Source organism: Paenibacillus sp. EC2-1 (genome assembly GCF_049311625.1).
GTDB lineage: Bacteria > Bacillota > Bacilli > Paenibacillales > Paenibacillaceae > Paenibacillus_AQ.
Genome location: NZ_CP186006.1, coordinates 4,704,443 through 4,721,005 on the forward strand (window position 1 = coordinate 4,704,443; position 16,563 = coordinate 4,721,005).

General features: G+C 45.1%; 14 protein-coding genes. 2 read left to right on the forward strand and 12 right to left on the reverse strand.

The window, feature by feature from the left end; translation table 11 throughout:
• Positions 1-8: 8 nt before the first annotated feature.
• Entirely contained in the window at positions 9-767 is a 759-nt protein-coding gene (locus ACK8P5_RS22120; protein ID WP_422658373.1) for a YqcI/YcgG family protein, read from the reverse strand.
• A 228-nt stretch (positions 768-995) separates the two neighbouring features.
• Between ACK8P5_RS22120 and rnjA the strand changes: the two genes are divergently transcribed.
• Positions 996-2,711, forward strand: coding sequence for a ribonuclease J1 (gene rnjA, locus ACK8P5_RS22125; RefSeq protein ID WP_422658374.1), 1,716 nt, complete (start codon positions 996-998; stop codon positions 2,709-2,711).
• Positions 2,712-2,800: 89 nt separating this feature from the next.
• Here rnjA and ACK8P5_RS22130 read toward each other — a convergent pair whose 3' ends face one another.
• Both ACK8P5_RS22130 and ACK8P5_RS22135 read right to left on the reverse strand, forming a co-directional pair.
• A complete protein-coding gene (locus ACK8P5_RS22130) occupies positions 2,801-4,018 on the reverse strand; it encodes an MFS transporter (RefSeq protein WP_422658375.1) in 1,218 nt (405 codons plus the stop codon).
• A 70-nt stretch (positions 4,019-4,088) separates the two neighbouring features.
• Positions 4,089-5,168 carry an ATP-binding protein gene (locus tag ACK8P5_RS22135; RefSeq protein WP_422658376.1) on the reverse strand — a complete coding sequence of 360 codons (1,080 nt, stop codon included), beginning with the start codon at positions 5,166-5,168 and terminating at the stop codon, positions 4,089-4,091.
• A gap of 302 nt (positions 5,169-5,470) precedes the next feature.
• On the opposite strand from ACK8P5_RS22135, the gene ACK8P5_RS22140 reads away from it, so the two are divergent.
• Positions 5,471-6,091 carry a hypothetical protein gene (locus ACK8P5_RS22140; RefSeq protein WP_422658377.1) on the forward strand — a complete coding sequence of 207 codons (621 nt, stop codon included), beginning with the start codon at positions 5,471-5,473 and terminating at the stop codon, positions 6,089-6,091.
• Between the two features lie 163 nt (positions 6,092-6,254).
• On the opposite strand, the gene ACK8P5_RS22145 is transcribed toward ACK8P5_RS22140, so the two are convergent.
• The 9 genes from ACK8P5_RS22145 to ACK8P5_RS22185 form a co-directional block, all read right to left on the reverse strand.
• Positions 6,255-6,893, reverse strand: coding sequence for a YqaA family protein (locus ACK8P5_RS22145; protein WP_422658378.1), 639 nt, complete (start codon positions 6,891-6,893; stop codon positions 6,255-6,257).
• Positions 6,894-7,123: 230 nt separating this feature from the next.
• Complete coding sequence (gene pdxK / locus ACK8P5_RS22150; protein WP_422658379.1) at positions 7,124-7,927, reverse strand: pyridoxine/pyridoxal/pyridoxamine kinase; 804 nt, start codon at positions 7,925-7,927, stop codon at positions 7,124-7,126.
• A gap of 83 nt (positions 7,928-8,010) precedes the next feature.
• Positions 8,011-8,763: a type I methionyl aminopeptidase gene (gene map, locus ACK8P5_RS22155; protein ID WP_422658380.1), complete on the reverse strand. Its 753-nt coding sequence runs from the start codon at positions 8,761-8,763 to the stop codon at positions 8,011-8,013.
• 222 nt (positions 8,764-8,985) lie between these two features.
• Positions 8,986-9,771: a TerC family protein gene (locus ACK8P5_RS22160; protein WP_422661549.1), complete on the reverse strand. Its 786-nt coding sequence runs from the start codon at positions 9,769-9,771 to the stop codon at positions 8,986-8,988.
• Between the two features lie 417 nt (positions 9,772-10,188).
• Positions 10,189-10,797, reverse strand: a complete 609-nt coding sequence (locus tag ACK8P5_RS22165; RefSeq protein WP_422658381.1) for a hypothetical protein — start codon at positions 10,795-10,797, stop codon at positions 10,189-10,191.
• 200 nt (positions 10,798-10,997) lie between these two features.
• Complete coding sequence (locus ACK8P5_RS22170) at positions 10,998-12,296, reverse strand: alpha-glucosidase/alpha-galactosidase (RefSeq protein ID WP_422658382.1); 1,299 nt, start codon at positions 12,294-12,296, stop codon at positions 10,998-11,000.
• A gap of 160 nt (positions 12,297-12,456) precedes the next feature.
• A complete protein-coding gene (locus ACK8P5_RS22175) occupies positions 12,457-13,863 on the reverse strand; it encodes a (Fe-S)-binding protein (RefSeq protein WP_422658383.1) in 1,407 nt (468 codons plus the stop codon).
• Positions 13,864-13,888: 25 nt separating this feature from the next.
• Entirely contained in the window at positions 13,889-15,307 is a 1,419-nt protein-coding gene (locus tag ACK8P5_RS22180; RefSeq protein ID WP_422661550.1) for an FAD-binding oxidoreductase, read from the reverse strand.
• Positions 15,308-15,354: 47 nt separating this feature from the next.
• A complete protein-coding gene (locus ACK8P5_RS22185) occupies positions 15,355-16,545 on the reverse strand; it encodes an anhydro-N-acetylmuramic acid kinase (protein ID WP_422658384.1) in 1,191 nt (396 codons plus the stop codon).
• Positions 16,546-16,563: the final 18 nt, after the last annotated feature.

Below are 16,563 nucleotides of genomic sequence, written 5' to 3' on the forward strand. Positions count from 1 at the left end.
TGACAGGATTACTTCCTGCTCTCATACTTATGATACATAGAAGCAAATGGACAGGCTGGCAGAGAATCTTCTCGGTCACGTAGGAAATACTGCCTCCATTCGTAGTTGTCCTCGGCTCCATACATCTTTAAATCTGGATGCGGGGGTACGGGATCATAGGCGTACAGTCTTTTTCGAATCATCTGTTTAGTCTTCTCGGCCTGTAGGGGTATCGAGTTGAAATTCTCCAAGACCCATCGCGGTGTAAATGCAAGAACCATGTAAGGAAAACTTCGACTCCGCCTCACTGTATGTGCAGGAGTTCCGCAATATACGAAATAAGGTTCGCCATCATAACAATACTCCCATAAGTGATCCGAAGGGTCATAAGGTAAATGAGATGGCCAAGGCTTACGATCCATCGCGGTCGTTCGGCTAAGTAAGGACCAGAATAATCGCTCGTAATATTCTACTCCATCATTACAATGCGGCTTAACTTCGGTATCAATAAATACGATTAGTGATGTATAAGAACCGAATGTTCTCGACTGTTCACCGAAACTTTGTAACAGATTGGCAAGCTGCTCTGCGGCATCGATTTCTTCTGTATTATTGACAAATCCGTACCTCAGATGATTCAAGGCATATCCTTGAACGGCCGGAATACATGGAAACTTCGATTCTCGGTCTGTCATCTTTATCGTCCATTTATTTATGGCATCCAGCTGCCAAGGTTCATATATGTCAGATGTCTTGATAACATCATCAAGCATCAATGGCTTAATCATGGGCTGCCCTCCTCTTCTTACAGATTATAAAAAAGAGGAGAATGGGTGACTGTCCCTTGGCATTTTTCAGAAAATAAATAACCGCTTTGTCGTTTTAGTCTCTATTTCAGAATATCGTTTCATTAAACTCTTACTTTCTGCTATCTTAATTAGAGATACTCGGAATCATTCATTTAAATATATCAGGGCAATGCCCTTAATTACCATAGAGAGGAATTCTTCTACATTATGTCTAAACCCCTTTTAACAGAAAAGATTCAGACGGTCCCTTCCAAAAAGCCAAAACCTTCATCGCCACCTGTACGTGTATTTGCACTTGGAGGTCTCGGTGAAATCGGTAAGAATATGTACGGTGTTGAATTTAAGAATGAAATTATTATTATTGATGCAGGTCTGAAGTTCCCTGACGCTGAGATGAGCGGCGTAGATTATATCATTCCGGATATCCGGTACCTGATTGATAATAAACATAAGATCAAGGGTCTATTCCTAACACACGGTCACGAAGATCATATTGGGGCCATTCCTTATGTGCTGCGTCAGATTCAAATGCCAATCTACGGTGGGCCGTTAACCATTGGGCTTGTTCGAGCTAAACTGGAAGAGCATCGTCTACTAGATCAAAGTGATCTACGTGTATTCCATGAAAGTGAAACCATCTCTTTCAAGTATCTGTCTGTCCATTTCTTCCGGACAACCCATAGCATTCCGGATGCTTACGGCATTGTCGTGGAGACCCCATACGGTCCAATCGTTCACACGGGGGACTTCAAATTCGATTTCACACCACAGGATCGACCTGCAGATTTGCACAAAATTATGAGCATTGGTCAACGTGGCGTGCTTGCCCTACTTGCGGACAGCACGAATAGTGAGCGTGAAGGCTTCACACCTTCTGAACGAACTGTCGGCGAATCTATTTTGAAGCAGTTCCAGGAATGTCCGGGTCGAATTTTATTCGCCACATTTGCTTCGAATGTACACCGTCTCCAACAGGTTGTAGACGCAGCTATTCAGACGAACCGAAAGATTGCTATCGTTGGTCGCAGTATGGAAAAAGTATTCACGATCGGACAGGAACTTGGATACATTCGTGTACCGGACGGGATGATCATTGATGTGAAAGCTGTTAACCGCTACCGTGACGAGCAAGTTCTCATCATCTGTACAGGAAGTCAGGGGGAGCCGAATGCGGCGCTCACTCGAATTGCATCAGGTGCGCATCGTTCCATCCAGATCCATCCGGACGATACAGTCATCTTCTCATCATCTCCTATTCCAGGGAATACGCAGAACGTTAACCGCAGTATCGATCTATTGATGCGTGCAGGAGCGGAAGTTCGCTATGGTTCTGTGCTGGACATCCATACGTCAGGACACGGCTGCCGAGAAGATTTGAAGTTAATGCTGAGTAGCTTGCGTCCGAAGTATTTCATTCCCATTCACGGTGAATATCGGATGATGCTCAATCATCGTCACTTGGCTGTACAAGTCGGTGTTAAAGAGAATCATATCTACCTTATGAATATTGGAAACACGCTTTCATTGTTCCGTAACGGAGCGCGTAAAGGCCGTAATATCCCGTCAGGTGATGTATATATCAATAACGGTGAGCTTCGCGTACATGAAAAAGAACTGCTTGAGGAACGTGTCCAGCTCGCACATGACGGTGTAGTAATTGTTGCGATTACCATTAACCCGGAGACACGAAAGTTACTTGCTGGACCTGAACTCATTACACGCGGTTTTGTATACATGCAAGATTCCAAACCTCTGCTGCGTAGAGCAGAAGCTATGCTGCGCAAGCAGCTGAACAAGACTGGTGAGCAGCGTGAATATGACCGTGCAGCATGGGAACACCTTACTACCACGTCTTTGACCCGTTATTTCAAAAGAGAACTCGGACGCAGTCCATATATTATGCCTTCCATCATGGAAGTGTAAGAACGATAAGCCAAACGTACAGAGGGGCAGCCCTATGGTCGAATCAAGACCATAGGGCTGCCCCTCTTAGATTTCTACTCATGAATGAGCTAATCGGCTAGCTCCCTGCCTTTTGTCTCTTTACCCAGAAGGATCACGCCAATCGCACCTACCAGTATGGTAATGAAGAACATGACGAAAATGGCTTCAATACTCGTTCCATTTCCTTTCAATACCCCAACCAATAACGGTGCAATCACACCGCCGACCCTTCCAAACGATGTTGCAAGTCCAACACCGGTAGAGCGTACACGAGTCGGATATAGCTCCGGACTATAGGCATACAATCCGCCCCAAGCCCCCAGATTAAAGAACGATAAACTTATACCAGCAGCAAGCAGCATACCCACGGAATCCGCATATCCGAACCATATTGCACTGAGCGCAGTACAGATCAAATAGGTAACCAGAACAAATTTCCGCCCAAACTTCTCAATGAAATAAGCTGCGGTGAAATAACCTGGCAGTTGTGCAATTGTCATAATGAGTACGTACTGAAAGCTTTTGACCAGACTAAAGCCCTTATCTACCATCACGGTCGGCAACCATAAGAACATTCCGTAGTATGAAAAAACAACCGTAAACCATAGCACCCATAACATGATTGTCGTCTTGCGATGCTCTTTAGACCAGACAGACTTAATTCGCTCTTGGACAGACAGCTTAACGGCTTTCTTCTGCTGAAGATATCTAGGCGAGTCTTCAATGGCCCGGCGTAAGTAAAGCGCATAAAATGCAGGTAAAGCTCCAATCACAAACGCCATCTTCCATCCAAAATGCGGTATTACAAAGTAAGCAATCAGCGCGGATAAAATCCAGCCTGCTGCCCAGAAGCTTTCAAGGAGTACAACCGCCCTTCCCCGCTCCTCCACAGGCATACTCTCAGATACTAACGTGGAGGCTACCGGCAATTCCCCTCCGAGACCGACTCCCGCGATAAAGCGGAACACGCACAGCATTGCAACCCCCGTCGCAAGTGCAGATAGTCCGCTAGCGGCTGAAAAGATAAGCAGAGTCCACAATAAAATATTCTTTCGTCCATACTTATCTGCAAAAAAACCAGCGAGTGCCGCTCCAAATACCATTCCTATGGACGTGGTACTTGTCAGTAGACCCACCTGCTGTGGGCTTAGCGACCACTCTGTAGCCAGCGCCGCTACAACAAAAGAAATCATACCTACGTCCATTGCATCAAACATCCAGCTTAGGCCCGCACTGAAGAGCAGTTTTCGCCGTTTAGGATCCTTCATCAATTGAGTACGACTCATGAACAGCCCTCCTTCGTTCTATATCTTTCTACTGTAGGTATAAGGGTACATCTGGTCAAGAGTTTTATCATTACTTCGGTATATGTACAAGTGGTAATGAAACTTCTATGATGGTCCCCTCATTCGGCTTACTTGAGACTGCCACCTGTCCGTAATGATTTTCAACCATCTTCTTACTGATCATGAAACCAAGACCGGTCCCCTTTTCTTTCGTTGTATAAAACGGTTCTCCAAGCCGGGTCAGAATCGCCTCCGGAATTCCGCAACCTTCATCTATAAACTTAATAACCACTTGATTCATACTACTGCACTCCATATGTATGGTGAGGCTTCCTCCACGTGGCATGGATTCTACTGCATTTTTAATAAAATTAATAAACACCTGCTTCATTTGACTCTCAACACAGTACACATAGCATGGATCAGGTCCAAGGATCGTTATGATCTCCACATTGTTGAGGATGGCCTGCGTATTAAGCAGCGGAATAACCTGTTCAAGAAGAAGACGTATATCTTTCCGTTCAAATTTAATGCTCTGAGGCTTAGCTAAAATCAATAGTTCGCCAAGGATCAACTCAATTCGTTCGATTTCAGAAGAAATGATGTCAAAATACTCCTCTTTACTTCTTGAGCCCGAACGCATAAGCTGAACAAAGCCTTTGATTGATGTCATCGGATTTCGAATTTCATGTGCTATACCTGCGGCCAGTTGTCCAGCCATCGATAGCTTGTCCGACTGAATCATCATTTCTTCGGCGTATGAATCCGCTCTTTTTTGAGCCGTTAGATCCGTTAAATACACGACAAATCCACCGAGTCTCCCTTCATCATTCTTCACACCAGAAAGTGTGCAAGATACCCATAAGGTATGGCCCAATGTATGAAGAAGCTTTAACTCAACTTGGTAGGTGGACTGCTTGCCTTTAAACAAATTTGAAAAATGATTATTGACTAACGGAGCATCATCGGGATGAATCCACTCGTGTATGGAATGATTCATTAGATCATCCTCACCACATCCAACCAATAAACATATGGCAGGGTTAACCTTAATAATTCTTCCCTCGGAATTAATGAATACCGTTCCAATCGGTGCTTTATCTATAGCCTGAACCATAATGTGATTGCTCAGACTTGTGCCATTTGTCATTATACGATTTTCCCCCAATCCTTCGTGTACAGCATTGTTGATACAATTCTAGCAGGGGATTCCATTCTCCTTCAAACAAGTGTAACAGCTGAAATTTTTATCATAAATCGTCGTATTTTTTTGTCTTTTCATCTTTATTGTCTACTTATCCGGGACGTACTTTTTTCATGAACCCAATCCTATCTAATTTGAAAAAAATTGGTTTTTTTTAACTTGAATAGGTGGCTCTTTTCGTTTATTGTGGAAGAAGCAAGCATATTATGAAAGTATAGGTATGACCGTTAACAAAGGAGTTTGCGAGTATGTATACGGAACAAAATATTTGGATCGTGCTTACGGGCACGGGAACCTGGTTCAGCAGGATGATCCAATGCTTTACGAATGCCCCGCTGAATCATGCATCTATCGCGTTTGATTCCGATCTGCATGAAGTTTACAGCTTCGGTCGTAAACAAGCGAACAACCCGTTCAATGGTGGTTTAGTACGCGAGAATTTAAGAGCCCCTTTTTTTTACACCTCCGATTGTGCGATCTACCGCTGCACTGTCAGCGCAGATGATTACCAGCGCATGTACAACTTAGTTAAGGAAATGATGTGCAATCAGGATCGCTACAAGTACAACTTGCTTGGACTGCTTGGTATCTTATTCAGACTTCATATTGATCGTGCAGATGCCTACTTCTGTTCTCACTTCGTAGCAACGGTCTTCGAAAGAGCCGGACTACATCCGGTGAATAAACCTCCTCACTTGGTCACTCCAGAGGACTTTACGAATTCAACACAATTAAATGAAGTATACCGTGGACCTCTACATCACTACTTATCCGATATGGTTAATCCTTCGCTTTGCTCTCCAACCTTCCATCCTGTAACAGTCCCAAAAGAAAGAGGGAAAATATTCAGATTTGGAAAAACAGGTTAATAACGCTGCATCCACAGCTTCACCATACGAATAGAACGGGAGATATGCCTAATTAGGTAATCTCCTGTTTTTGTTTATGACGGTAACTAAAAAAAGCAGCCAAATTGGCTGCTTCTTCGTGCTATATAAACAATACATGTTGAAGGTATCTCTTTAGTAATATTTACGCTGAAGGGGTTTGCTGATCAGAAATCGTTACCTCCGAAGCAGGTTGATCCGTTTCAGCCTGGATCGCCTCATTGCGTTTGCGTTTACGTCTCCGGTTCCAATACACACCTATCAACAGTAACGGTACTGCAATAATGAAAATATAAAGCGACACGTTCTTGACCATACCCTCTGCTGATCTTCCGTACAAGTAGAACAGAATCCCAACAACATAGAACTTAGTGGCTCTCCCAATGGCAGCATACGCAATCAGGCGCCATAGTGGAAAATTCAAGCAACCGGACAAGATCGTAAAGACTTTAAATGGAATAGGTGTAAAAGACCCCACCAGAATAGCAGCCTCACCGTTCTTCTGAAATCTCTCGGTAGCAGCATCGATCCATTCTTTTTTCAATATTTTATATAGTACCGACTTACCAAGCAATTTACCGATCATGTAACCGACAGGGGTACCTAGCAAACAGCCAATAAATCCAGCGGTAGCCAACCAAAGAGCCGTTGACGGATTAAGTAAACTTAAAGAAACTTGAAGAAAGAATGCAGGAATTGGAAAAATCACAGCATCCAAAAATGAATGAATAAACAATCCCCATGGACCAAACTTCATTAAAAAATCCAACACATCCTGAAACATATCCCAACCCCTAAACATTTTCTCAAGTCCCCAGAAGACCCTTTTTTTGAATTATATCACATTATGATGAATCAAGGCGCCTAACATCTCAATCACGCATGAATAAAGGCTTGTACATCCATGGTGAATACAAAAAAAGCTTTCCCGTAGTAGAAAATCCACTTACGAGAAAGCTCTGTCTATTGTTCATGTAGACATCATTCTGCCATAGGCTACTTCGCTTAAATTCATTACTTACTGCGGTGAGCTGAGTGACGTGTCGGTCCAACAAACTCGTTTAATTTGAATCCATTAGCAATCGCTTGGGTAATGAAGGACTTCGCTTGCTGTACAGATTCACGCACCGTAAGTCCTTTTGCGAGACCAGCTGTCACTGCTGCAGATGAAGTACAACCTGCACCGTGCGTATACTGAGTAACGACGGCATCCGCTTCAAACCACTCGAAGTTAGTACCATCATACAGCAGATCCATCGCCTTGCCTTCTTTGATTTTACCTCTGTCCTTAATCAGAACGTTCTTCGCGCCCAAGCTGTGAATAACAGCAGCAGCTTCTTGCATCTGTTCCAGGCTCTTGATTGGACCAGACTTCGCAAGCTGAGAAGCTTCGAATAAATTCGGTGTCACCAAGTCTGCCCGTGGTAGAAGGAATTCAATCATCGCTTCCGTATTCTCAGGCTGAAGTACTTCATCGGTTCCCTTACATACCATAACAGGATCAATAACAACCCGCTTCAGGTTAAAGCGATCCATATACTGTGACACAAGCTCTATAATATCAACGGAACCAAGCATACCGGTCTTCATGGCATCTATACCGATTCCTTCAATTACGGTCTTAAGCTGCGTTTCCACAACATCAAGTGCTACCGGGAATACCTGGTGGTTCCATGTCTTCGGCTCCATGCACACAATGGTCGTGAGTGCTGTCATACCATATACATCAAACTCCTGAAAAGTTTTCAGGTCCGCTTGAATACCAGCACCACCACTCGTATCCGAACCAGCTATCGTCAATGCTTTTTTTATCGTCATGTCCATTATCCCTTCATACGTAAAATTGATTCTATTATAACGTCTGGAAACTACAAGTACTATACTAAAAACCAGAAAAGTATTTACACATTCTGCTCTGTCAGAACGAGCGGGCCATCCTTCGTAATCGCAAGCGTGTGCTCATATTGTGCTGACAATTTACCATCAATCGTCCTTGCAGTCCAACCATCTGCATCGATTTTCGTGCCGTATGAACCTAGATTCAGCATCGGCTCAATCGTAATAACCATGCCCTCTTTCAAGCGAGTCCCACGATGCGGAGGTCCATAATGAGGAACTTGCGGCTCTTCGTGCATATCCTCTCCAATACCATGGCCAATAAAATCACGTACGACAGACAAGTTCTCCGATTCAGCAAAGGTCTGTATGGCATTCGAAATATCCCCGATACGATTCCCGATCACCGCTTGCTCAATACCAAGATACAGTGCTTTTTTCGTTACGTCTAACAGATGCTGTGCTTCCTCAGAGATGTTGCCAACCGCATAAGACCATGCGGAATCCGCTAGCCATCCATTTAATTTCACAACCATATCAATCGTTACAATGTCCCCGTCCTTTAGTGGAACATCGCTAGGAAATCCGTGACAGATCACATCATTTACCGATGCGCAAGTCGCATAAGGGTAGCCATTATAACCCTTTTGTTCCGGATGAGCTCCACGCTCTGCAAGAAATTTCTCGACAAACTGATCGATCTCCGTCGTGGTCACGCCGGGCTTAATCATTCCAGCAATACGCCGGTGACATTCTGCAAGTAACTTCCCAGCCTCATTCATTGCGTCAATCTGTTCTTTCGTCTTGATGATAATCATTTCTGCACTCCCTATTCTTTTTTTCTCGCACAAAAGTTCAAAAAAAGCCTTACAGGCCAGTTATCTCGAGTACAGGCACTTGCCTATCCCGAAACAATCGGCCAATAAGGCTGATTCATTAATAACAAAGTACTGCCTGTCATTAACATTCTACTCCTGTATGGGAGTATCCACAACATGCATGCACTTATAAAAAATATTACCTTGCATCCTCAAGTCTAATCAGGACTCTAGCTGCTTCTGTTCTGATTTCGTCATGTCACTCTTATCCTTCGAGAGGAAAAAGCCGAGAACCGCAATCAATATTAGTACACCCCAGAAGGTAAGTTTCCACCCTGTGCTTTTCGGAAAAGTCTTCTCAAGAACACCGATCTCAGGGTGAGCGAGTGTGTATATAGCAAGCTTAACACCAACCCATCCAACAATCAGGAATGCTGCTGTTTCAAGACCTGGCTTCCGTTCCAGCAATTTGACGAAATACGTTGCCGCGAAACGCATAATAATGAGACCAATAATACCGCCGGCAAAAATAACGAGGAACTGTCCTCCATCCATTCCACCAATTTGCGGTAAACTTGTTGCTGGCAATGTTAATGCAAGCGCAACGGCTGCCAAGATCGCATCCACTGCAAAAGCGATATCTGCAAGTTCTACTTTAAGTACAGTGACCCAGAATTTCTCGTCTTTTTTCACGGCTTCTTTCATATGGGCCTGCTTCTTCACAAACAATTGTTTTATGATGTGATTGATACTAATGTATAACAAGTATACGGCTCCTAAAGCCTGAACGTACCAAACATCGGCCAAATACGAAATAATGAAAAGCGAGGCAAAACGAAATACAAATGCCCCAGCCAACCCATAAAACAATGCCTTCTTTCTCTCTTTCTCCGGAAGATGCTTGACCATGATCGACATGACAAGTGCATTATCCGCAGCGAGGATTCCCTCCAAACCGATTAACACCAATAGAACCCACAAGTACTCTAGCAACAATCCCGTATCCAATAGCATTCTTCCCTTCTATGATATGATCCGAACACTTCGGTTCAAGGGAACAAAAAATACCCTTACCCCCCAAAGTCGGTGGTAAAGGTATTATCCGTAGGCGCAAAGCAGGAATAGGTACCTTTACCGTTTAACGGCAAAGGTCTCGCAAACAACTTTCGTTGCCAACAAAGCCGGAGACACGAATGTCACGTAATGACGACTTTATTGTAGAGCTACTCCCCTTCACTAATTAAGAGCATTATAGCATTCTTCCTTGTGTTCTGCCAATAGTAACAATTAAAATTTTACATTTCTTCCGCAGGGATCAATTCATAAAGGTCTTCGACCCGGCAGCCGATTGTGTTCGCAATAGAAATAGCAACCTTAGATCAACCTTCATTTCTATCCCTCACTTCCTCCGAGTCTATAAACACATTATTGACGCTTGCCCCTTCTCTTAATCCGAACATACAAGAGTACAGTAATACACATCACAACTGTAATGATCAGTGCGATCACAATAAAACGGATTGGCAGGCTTTCATTGGTGCTTCCAGTATCAGAATGATTCGTAGGCTTGATATGACTGGAAGGCGCGTATCCTTCTCCAAGTGCCGTAATCTCCTTCTCGGCCTTGGATACAGGTTTATTGCCCTCGCACACCCCCGTCTCAAGCCGATCAGGCTTTCCGTAGGCAAATACAATGAACTCCTGATCCAGCGCAAAATCTCCATAACCACAACTAGCCCCATCTTTTGCCGTATATACATCCGTTTCCTTTCCAAGCTCGCCTTTCCACACTTTAGCTACCTCTAAGGTGATTTTGACAGGTACAGCCGAAGATATGCTTCCGTCTTCTTCTGGTTTAGGCTGTTCAATCCTTATCACTTTCCCTGTGAACACAGCTGTTTTACGCTGCAAATTTTCCTCGACACTTGGCGGTTCAGCACATGAACAAGCAAGTGCCTCCGAAGGTTTGATAACATATGCACTCACAAATAGAAATACGCAGCATATGAACAGAAATAATGAACGCTTCCTCATCATAATCACCTCATTATTTCTGACGTTAATTGATGTTATTAGTTGCAGCACTTTCATCTCAGATGCTCTTACATTGAACATGATAATTTTTTGATAGGGTATGTTTCTTACGTGTATTAATCACAAAAAGGCCCTCCCTGTACCTGCATATAGCGGTAGGAAGAGCCATCTCTACTTGTAGATTCAGTACAATTAGGACATTACTTAAACTTAGGTAGCCAGTTTCCGTGCGCTTCAATGAGGTCATCACACAGAGCTGTAATATCGTCTAGCGATAATTCAGCTGCTGTATGCGGATCTAACATCGCAGCATGATAGATATGCTCTTTTTTGCCGGTAAGGGCCGCTTCTATTGTGAGCAACTGAGTATTGATATTTGTACGGTTTAATGCTGCCAACTGCGGTGGCAGATCACCTACATATGTTGGTGTAACGCCTGATGAATCAACTAAACATGGTACTTCAACGCATGCTTCCTTCGGCAGATTCGTAATTAGGCCTGTGTTCATGACATTGCCGCCGATTTTGAAAGGAACATTCGTCTCCATAGCTTCCATGATGTAGGAAGCATACTCGTGGGAACGGGTATGCTCGATACTCTGACTTTCGAACAGTTTCCCACGCATTTCCTTCCAGCCGTTAATCTGATTCACACAACGACGTGGATATTCATCAAGAGGAATATTAAGCTGCTCGATCAATTCCGGATAGTTGCGCTTAATAAAGTAAGGATGGTACTCCGCATTGTGCTCAGATGATTCTGTCACATAATAACCGAAGCGAAGCATGAGCTCGAAGCGAACCATATCATGATGCTTCTCCTTCTGCTTCTCGGCAGCACGGCGTTTGATTTCTGGATAGAGATCAATTCCGTCTTTTTTCACTTCCAGAAGCCATGCCATATGGTTAATACCCGCGATTTTGGACTCCACACCACGCTGATCCATATCTAGCGCTCTGAACAGTTCTGATACGCAGTGCTGAACACTGTGACACAGACCAACCGTCTTCACACCACCCGCTGTATTCATGACATTCGTTAGAACCGCCATCGGATTCGTATAGTTCAGGAACCAAGCATCCGGGCACACTTCCTGCATATCCCGGGCAAAATCAAGCATCACTGGAATCGTACGAAGGTTACGGAAAATGCCGCCAATCCCAACCGTATCTGCAATCGTCTGACGCAAGCCATATTTCTTAGGAATTTCAAAATCTGTAATCGTACATGGATCGTATGCGCCAACCTGAATTGCATTAATTACATATTTGGCACCTCGTAAAGCTTCCTTCCGGTCTGAATATGCTTTGATAACGCAAGTGCTGCCAAGCGTGCTCTTAATGCTGTTAAGCAACCGCTCGGAATCTTGCAGACGCTCCGGATCAATATCGAATAAAGCAAGTTCGAATCCTTGCAACGCAGGTGTTGACATGACATCTCCAAGCACATTTTTAACAAATACAGTACTGCCTGCACCAATAAACGTTATTTTAGACATGAATGATTCCTCCTAGAATTCTGGGCTTCAACTTGATCTAACTATACCTGTACTCCAGCCTAAAAAACATGGAGAAACCCCATCAATACATGTCATAATCCCATTTCCGTATCTCTTTTTCACTTGTTTCAGGTCGTTTTACATAGAATAATATTAGCATTCAAGCATCATTATTTTGATCGTAAAGGTGAACTCGTTCTGACAGAAAGTCTACTAAATGAACAGCTTCAACACGATCCTGAGCACCAGCACGCTCAACCCCCCACTTCATCTGCAGCAAGCACCCTGGATTCGAGGTGATTACCACTTCGGCCTTGGTGTCTTTCACATGCTCCATCTTATGGTCCAATAAATCCATCGACATCTCAGGCTGCGTCATATTGTAAATCCCTGCTGAGCCGCAGCAGACCTCTGCTCCCTGAAGCTCGCAGAGACTTACGCCATCTAGCTGTTGAATTAAATCCCGAGGCTGTCCCTGGACATGCATCACATTCCGAAGGTGGCAGGAATCTTGATAGGTCACCTTTACTGATGTCTTCTGATGCGTATGATCTTCAAGCGGTACAAGTGGACGACCGATATCTCTTAGCAGCTCGGAAATATCTTTCACCTGCCCAGCAAACGTATTCGCCTGTATGCGCAGCTGAGGGTCTTCATCGTCCTTCATTAGGTGATCGTACTCTTTGAGGAGTGCTCCACAACCTCCGGCATTGCTGGCGATATAGTCCACACCCGCTTCTTGAAAGGCTGCTAGATTCTGACTGGCTAAATTTCGTGCATCATCCATCTCACCGGCATGAGCATGCAGCGCTCCACAGCATACCTGAGCGTCAGGAATTACCACTTCGAAGCCAGCCTGACGCAGCAGGCGAACTGTATTCACATTCGTCTTCGCAAACATTACATCCATAATGCAGCCCCGGAACATGCCTACCCTCGATACTTTTTCGCCTACCGCCGGAATGATCAGCATGTCGGTTCCGGATGTGGTTTTCTCCGTACGTACAGGGAAGCCCGCCTTTTTCCACAAATCCATAAGCCCGTCTCCCGTTACCGTAGGAAGCACGCTCTCCAACTGCTGAAGATGCTCCGGGAACATCTTCAGCACACCGGATGAACGAGCAAATCTCTGTAAGCCTGAAGTCTGATACAATTTGAGCGTCTTCCCCATAAATCGAAGGCGACCCTTATGCGGAAAAATTCCTTGAAGGAATGTCCTTCGGACAAGCTTCACGGGTAGGGAAAATTCCTTCTCTTTCGCAATCGCTTCCCTTGTCTGTTCGATAAGCTGCCCATATTTCACATCAGATGGACATGCAGGCTCACAGGCTCGACAGCCAAGACACAGATCTATCTGGCTCTGGAAAGCCTCGTCAGGTTCCATAACGCCGTCCACGACCGCTTTCATCAGCGCAATTCGCCCCCTTGGGGATGCCGCTTCAAGTCCTGTCTCCAGAAAGGTAGGGCAAGCCATCTGACAAAAGCCACAACGCATGCAGTTGGTTAGCTGCTCTTCATCGAGCGTCAGCTTCATACGCTGCGCAAGCGCTCCGCGTGATTTCTCCATTCCCCTCATCCCTTTCATACTTCAGTTAATCTAGCCGCTCATGCATCACAATCCGTTTCCGTGTCTCAGCAAACATTTTACCGGGGTTCATAATACCTTGTGGGTCAATCGCATCCTTTATCTGTTTCATCATGTTAAGGCCGGCAGCACCCACCTTCCACTCTAAGTAAGGGGCTTTAACAATCCCTACGCCGTGTTCTCCCGTGATCGTACCGCCTAACGCAATAGCCGCTTCAAATATTTCAGCAAGGGCTTGCTCCACCCGATGAATTTCCTCGGCATCTCTCGCATCTGTCATTGCTGTAGGGTGAAGATTTCCATCCCCTGCATGACCAAATGTGCAGATCTGTACGTTATATTTCTTAGCTATACGCTGAACTTCAATTACCATATCCGCAATCTTAGACCGAGGAACCGTCGCATCTTCAAGAATCGTTGTCGGACGGAGACGAGATAATGCAGCAAGTGCACTACGGCGAGCCTCCATCACCTTCGCTCCTTCTTCCTCTGAAGCCGCGATCTTCATCTGTGTAGCCCCTGATTCTAGACATATCTCTTCCATCCGCTTCAGATCACGCTCTACGTCCTCTTCATTGCCATCCTGCTCGATCGCAAGCATGGCCTTGGCATGCACCGGAAGACCAATCTTCGCAAAGTCCTCCACGACTTGAAGTGTCGGTTGATCCATAAATTCCAAAGTACATGGAAAGATATGATTCGCGATTATGTTGGAAACGGTGCGTGCGGCTGCATAGATATCATCGTACATTGCAACCATGGCCCGCCGATAAGTCGGTCTCGGAATAAGCTTGACCGTCGCTTCTGTCAGGATGGCCAGCGTCCCCCCGGAACCTACTAGCAAGCGGGTTAAGTCATAGCCTGCGGCATCTTTAACAAGCTTGCCTCCCGTGCGCATAATACTTCCATCCGGCAGAACAGCTTCAAGTCCTAACACATAGTCCTTGGTGGTCCCATATTTGAGCCCTCGTAAACCACCTGCTCCAAGGGCAATATTGCCACCCATCGTACAGATAATCATGCTGCTTGGATCTGGTGGATAGAACAGTCCGCTGCGCTCCACCATCTGGTGGAATTGCTTCGTATTTAGTCCGGTCTGGAAGGTCGCTGTAAGATTGTCCGTATCGATCTCAATCAGCTTATTCATTCGGGTCATTACGATGATAAGCCCGCCTTGAAGCGGTACCGTTCCTCCACACAGATTGCTACCTGCTCCTCTTCCTATTATCGGAATACGGTTCTCCGCACAGATTTTCACAACATCGGATACTTCGAGCGTACTCGCTGGAAAGACAATCCCATCCGGCATGGATTGATATAACGGCGTAGCATCATAGCTGTATGCGACAAGACTTTCTTTGTCATCCTTAAACCATTTCTCTCCCACCACCGCAGTCAGCTGTTCTCGTATAGCCTGTTTAAGCAACACTCTTCATCCTCTCGTAGATGATTCTTCCGCGCTCAGTTATCCCTTTACGGCAAAGCCAGCTTGCCCATCACTGTCGGACGGCTTGCACCGGTTGCTGCCGGTAAATTATTCGGAATACCATTCATAAAGTCGTTACCAAGTAGAGCAAAAATTACGGCTTCCTTCGCATCATCATGAAATCCAAGCTGCGCCGAGGTCATGACTTGCTTCTGCGGCAACATATCTGCAAGCATGCGAAGCAGCTCTGCATTATGAGCCCCTCCACCCGAAACTATGACTTCCTGAATGTCGCTAACTGGGAATACATATCTCCTGTAGCTGTCTGCAATCGAACGAGCGGTAAACCCCGTTGCCGTAGCGACGATATCTGCATCTGCAAGCCCTTTATCTCTCGCCATCTCCAAGAAAGAGACTGCGTAATCCTTACCAAACAGTTCTCTTCCTGTGGATTTTGGAGGGGCCATCTGAAAATAGTGGTGTGACATCAGTTCTGTAATCAATTCTCCATCTACCGTTCCCTCTGCTGCCCATCGTCCCCCATGATCATAGGTTAATTTGCCTTCGGATAAGACATGTACCACTTCATCCATGATCATATTGCCTGGACCTGTATCAAATGCGAATACTTCAGAAGGAGTAGCTCCGCTTGGTATCGCCGAGCAATTGCCGATTCCCCCGATATTCTGAAGAATTCTGCCTTTGGTTTCGTGCCGAAATAATATAAAGTCACCATAAGGAACAAGAGGTGCCCCCTGCCCACCAACAGCCATATCTGCTGGTCTGAAATCTCCCACGACCATTTTGCCTGTATGCTTCGCAATGACCGACAAATCACCAATCTGAAGTGTGGAAGGAACTGAGAATGGATCACCAGCCTCACCTTCTGGGATGTGCCAGAGGGTCTGTCCATGCGAACTAATAAAATGAACCTCATCCATTGAAAACCTGGCCTCTTGAGCCGCCCTTATTGCTGCATCTGCGAACTTCCTACCTAAGTAAGCATTCATACTGCATACACTGGCACTACTGGAATGCTCAATACTACATAAAGCTTTCAATTGTTCTCTAATCGAGGCATCATAAGGTGTATTGTAGTAATAGAGAAGTTCCACCTGTGACTGCAATCCGCTCCCAGTAATCCGAACGATTGCTGCATCAATGCCATCCAGTGATGTTCCAGACATCAAACCTATAATGATGCGTGGCTCATTCTTGACATGGTTGAACGGTATCATGGCGATCCCTTCCCTTCT

Excerpts from the sequence above, each read along its gene's own strand:
- ACK8P5_RS22185 (WP_422658384.1), bottom strand. The coding sequence starts at position 16,545 with ATGATACCGTTCAACCATGTCAAGAATGAGCCACGCATCATTATAGGT.
- pdxK (WP_422658379.1), bottom strand. The coding sequence starts at position 7,927 with ATGACGATAAAAAAAGCATTGACGATAGCTGGTTCGGATACGAGTGGT.
- ACK8P5_RS22175 (WP_422658383.1), bottom strand. The coding sequence starts at position 13,863 with ATGGAGAAATCACGCGGAGCGCTTGCGCAGCGTATGAAGCTGACGCTC.
- ACK8P5_RS22145 (WP_422658378.1), bottom strand. The coding sequence starts at position 6,893 with ATGTTTCAGGATGTGTTGGATTTTTTAATGAAGTTTGGTCCATGGGGA.
- ACK8P5_RS22165 (WP_422658381.1), bottom strand. The coding sequence starts at position 10,797 with ATGAGGAAGCGTTCATTATTTCTGTTCATATGCTGCGTATTTCTATTT.
- ACK8P5_RS22120 (WP_422658373.1), bottom strand. The coding sequence starts at position 767 with ATGATTAAGCCATTGATGCTTGATGATGTTATCAAGACATCTGACATA.
- map (WP_422658380.1), bottom strand. The coding sequence starts at position 8,763 with ATGATTATCATCAAGACGAAAGAACAGATTGACGCAATGAATGAGGCT.
- rnjA (WP_422658374.1), top strand. The coding sequence starts at position 996 with ATGTCTAAACCCCTTTTAACAGAAAAGATTCAGACGGTCCCTTCCAAA.
- ACK8P5_RS22140 (WP_422658377.1), top strand. The coding sequence starts at position 5,471 with ATGTATACGGAACAAAATATTTGGATCGTGCTTACGGGCACGGGAACC.
- ACK8P5_RS22130 (WP_422658375.1), bottom strand. The coding sequence starts at position 4,018 with ATGAGTCGTACTCAATTGATGAAGGATCCTAAACGGCGAAAACTGCTC.
- ACK8P5_RS22135 (WP_422658376.1), bottom strand. The coding sequence starts at position 5,168 with ATGACAAATGGCACAAGTCTGAGCAATCACATTATGGTTCAGGCTATA.
- ACK8P5_RS22170 (WP_422658382.1), bottom strand. The coding sequence starts at position 12,296 with ATGTCTAAAATAACGTTTATTGGTGCAGGCAGTACTGTATTTGTTAAA.